The following is a 3050-nucleotide window of genomic DNA, read 5'->3' as shown; positions in this document are numbered from 1 at the left end:
GCGTCGAGGCCTATGCCGGCAACTACGCGATCTGGCGCAATGCCAAGCAGATGGGCGAGGACGCCGAGCCGGTCGATGTCAGCGACGCCGACATGCGCTCGCTCGCCGCCAGGGCGCGCGCCGGCGACGGCCCGGAGCGCCAGGCCTACCGCAAGGCCGGCGAGGCGCTCGGCTTCGGCCTCGGCAGCCTGTTCGCGCTGATCGACCCCGCTCCCGTCGCCATGGTCGGCGTCAGCGCCGCCGCCTTCGACCTGATCGAGCCGGCGCTGCGCGAGGCGATCGCCCAGACCGCCGGCGGCCAGCATTCGAAGTCGATCTCCTTCGACACCGAGCCGAACGAATTGCCGCTCATCCGCGAAGGCTGCGCCATGCGCGCACTGACCTTCGTCGACCAGGAGATTTTCGCGCCGGGCGTGCAGGTGAAAGGCGGCGCCACCGGGAAGAACGTGGCCTGAGCGTCAATCTTCCCTGATCGCGTAGCCCGCGCCGCGGATGGTGCGGATCACGTCAGGCATGCGGCCATTGTTGACCGCCTTGCGCAGCCGGCCGACATGCACGTCGACCGTGCGCTCGTCGATGTAGATCGTCTCGCCCCAGACATTGTCGAGCAGCTGGCTGCGCGAGAACACCCGGCCGGGATGCCGCATCATGAATTCGAGCAGCCTGAATTCGGTCGGACCGAGCCGGATCTCGCTCTTCTTGCGATAGACACGATGCGACTCGCGATCGAGCACGATGTCGCCGACCTTCAGCATGCTGGACAGGACTTCCGGCTTGGCGCGGCGCAGCAGCGCCTTGACGCGCGCCATGAACTCCGGCGTCGAGAACGGCTTGACCAGATAGTCGTCGGCGCCGGTGGAGAGGCCGCGCACCCGGTCGCTTTCCTCGCCGCGCGCCGTCAGCATGATGATCGGCAGCCGCTCGGTCTCCGGCCGCATCCTGAGACGCCGGCAGAGCTCGATGCCGGAAACCGCCGGCACCATCCAGTCGAGCACCAGGAGGTCGGGCACGTTTTCCTGCAGCCGGATTTCGGCCTCGTCGCCGCGTGTCACCACCTCGACCTGGTAGCCTTCCGATTCAAGATTGTAGCGGAGCAGCACCCCCAGCGGCTCCTCGTCCTCCACCACCATGATGCGTGGCGCGATCATCGGCCCGTCACCCTTCTTCTCAGGCCGCCGGCGCCGACATCGCCGTCTCGTCCAGCTTCGGACGATTGGCGGGCAGTTGCTGGCCGGTCAGCACGTAGTAGGCGTTCTCGGCGATGTTGGTGACATGGTCGCCGATGCGCTCCAGATTCTTGGCGCAGAACAACAGATGCGTGCAAGCGGTGATGTTGCGCGGATCTTCCATCATGTAGGTCAAAAGTTCGCGGAACACCGAGGTGTATTTGACGTCGATGCGCTCGTCGTCATTGCGGAGCTTGGCAAGCGCCGCGGCATCCGCGGCGGCATATTCCTCGATGACCCCCTGCACCTGGATCAGCACCAGCTGCGCCATGCCGTCGATCGAATGCGAAAGGTCGCGCGGCGTGACGCTGAGACCGACGGTGCCGACGCGCTTAGCGATGTTCTTGGCGAGGTCGCCGATGCGTTCGAGGTCGCCCGCCATGCGGATCGAGCCGACCACGGCGCGCAGATCGTTGGCCATCGGCTGCCGTTTGGCGATCAGCGTGATGGCGCGGTCGTCGAGCTCGCGCTGGCGCGCGTCCATGATGGCGTCGTCGGACACCACGCGCTGCGCCAGGGCGTTGTCGGAATTGAGCAGCGCGCGCGTCGAGCCGGCGACCATCGAGCGGGCAAGGTCGCCCATGTCGGAGATCAGCTTGCTGATCGCGCCGAGATCCTCGTCGAAAGACGCAACCGTATGATGTTCACCCATGATCCTGTCCTCGTGCTTGGAAATCAGCCGAACCGGCCGGTGATGTAGTCCTGGGTGCGCTTGTCGTCGGGGTTGGTGAACATCTTGTCGGTGGCGCCCTCCTCGACCAGGTAGCCGAGGTGGAACATCGCCGTGCGCTGCGACACGCGCGCCGCCTGCTGCATCGAATGGGTGACGATGACGATCGTGTAGTTCTGGCGCAGCTCGTCGATCAGCTCCTCGACGCGGGCGGTGGCGATCGGGTCAAGCGCCGAGCACGGCTCGTCCATCAGGATCACCTCCGGCGAGACGGCGATGGCGCGGGCGATGCACAGGCGCTGCTGCTGGCCGCCGGATAGGCCGGTGCCGGGCTCGTGCAGGCGGTCCTTCACCTCGTTCCAGATCGCCGCCTTCTTCAGGCTGGATTCGACGATCTGGTCCATGTCGGCCTTGCGCTTGGCCAGCCCATGGATGCGCGGGCCGTAGGCGACATTCTCGTAGATCGACTTCGGGAACGGGTTCGGCTTCTGGAACACCATGCCGACCCGGGCCCTGAGCTCGACGACGTCGATGCTCTTGTCGTAGATGTCCTCCTGGTCCAGCGTGATCTTGCCGGTCACCCGCGCCGAATCGATGGTGTCGTTCATGCGGTTGAGGCAGCGCAGGAAGGTCGACTTGCCGCAGCCCGAAGGACCGATCAACGCCGTCACCTGGTTGAGGCGGACGTCGAGATTGACGTCGAACAGCGCCTGCTTCTCGCCATAGAACACGCCGACCTTGTCGCCGCGCATCTTGATCACTTCGTTCGACTTGGCGTTCATTTTGTCGCCCACTGCGTTTTCAAGAGACTGTTCGGTCATGATGTTCATACCAGATGCCTTCTTTTACCAGCGCCGTTCGAAGCGGCGCCTGAGCACGATCGCCGTGATGTTCATGGCCATGAGGAAGACGAGCAGGATGATGATCGCGCCCGACATGCGCTCGACGAAGGCGCGCTCTGCCTCGTTGGCCCACATGTAGATCTGCACCGGCAGCGCTGTCGCCGGATCGAATGGCGTCTTTGGATAGTCGGCGACGAAGGCGACCATGCCGATCAGGAGCAGCGGCGCGGTCTCGCCGAGTGCGCGCGCCAGGCCGATGATGGTGCCGGTGAGGATGCCGGGGGCGGCAAGCGGCAGGATGTGCTGGAACAC

Annotated in this window: 4 protein-coding genes and 1 pseudogene; 1 reads left to right on the top strand and 4 read right to left on the bottom strand. The window is 65.3% G+C overall.

Annotated elements, in window-relative coordinates:
- Positions 1-455: pseudogene (locus EN780_RS30985) on the top strand (ROK family protein); the annotation flags it as partial.
- Positions 456-458: 3 nt separating this feature from the next.
- On the opposite strand, the gene phoB reads toward EN780_RS30985, so the two are convergent.
- The 4 genes from phoB to EN780_RS30965 all read right to left on the bottom strand — a co-directional run.
- Positions 459-1148 carry a phosphate regulon transcriptional regulator PhoB gene (gene phoB / locus EN780_RS30980; protein ID WP_006203872.1) on the bottom strand — a complete coding sequence of 230 codons (690 nt, stop codon included), beginning with the start codon at positions 1146-1148 and terminating at the stop codon, positions 459-461.
- A gap of 19 nt (positions 1149-1167) precedes the next feature.
- Positions 1168-1878, bottom strand: coding sequence for a phosphate signaling complex protein PhoU (gene phoU, locus EN780_RS30975; protein ID WP_128276178.1), 711 nt, complete (start codon positions 1876-1878; stop codon positions 1168-1170).
- 23 nt (positions 1879-1901) lie between these two features.
- Entirely contained in the window at positions 1902-2726 is an 825-nt protein-coding gene (gene pstB, locus EN780_RS30970; RefSeq protein ID WP_127282796.1) for a phosphate ABC transporter ATP-binding protein PstB, read from the bottom strand.
- 15 nt (positions 2727-2741) lie between these two features.
- The coding region (locus EN780_RS30965; protein ID WP_128276177.1) for an ABC transporter permease subunit at positions 2742-3050 on the bottom strand (309 nt) is incomplete at its 5' end.

The organism is Mesorhizobium sp. M4B.F.Ca.ET.089.01.1.1 (assembly GCF_004022605.1).
Taxonomy (GTDB): domain Bacteria; phylum Pseudomonadota; class Alphaproteobacteria; order Rhizobiales; family Rhizobiaceae; genus Mesorhizobium; species Mesorhizobium abyssinicae.
Note: the sequence above shows the minus strand (reverse complement) of the source record. Positions and strands in the feature narration are given on the sequence as shown.

Bases quoted from the DNA above. Each gene is read 5' to 3' on its own strand.
- phoB (WP_006203872.1), bottom strand. From the start codon at position 1,148: ATGATCGCGCCACGCATCATGGTGGTGGAGGACGAGGAGCCGCTGGGG.
- pstB (WP_127282796.1), bottom strand. From the start codon at position 2,726: ATGAACATCATGACCGAACAGTCTCTTGAAAACGCAGTGGGCGACAAA.
- phoU (WP_128276178.1), bottom strand. From the start codon at position 1,878: ATGGGTGAACATCATACGGTTGCGTCTTTCGACGAGGATCTCGGCGCG.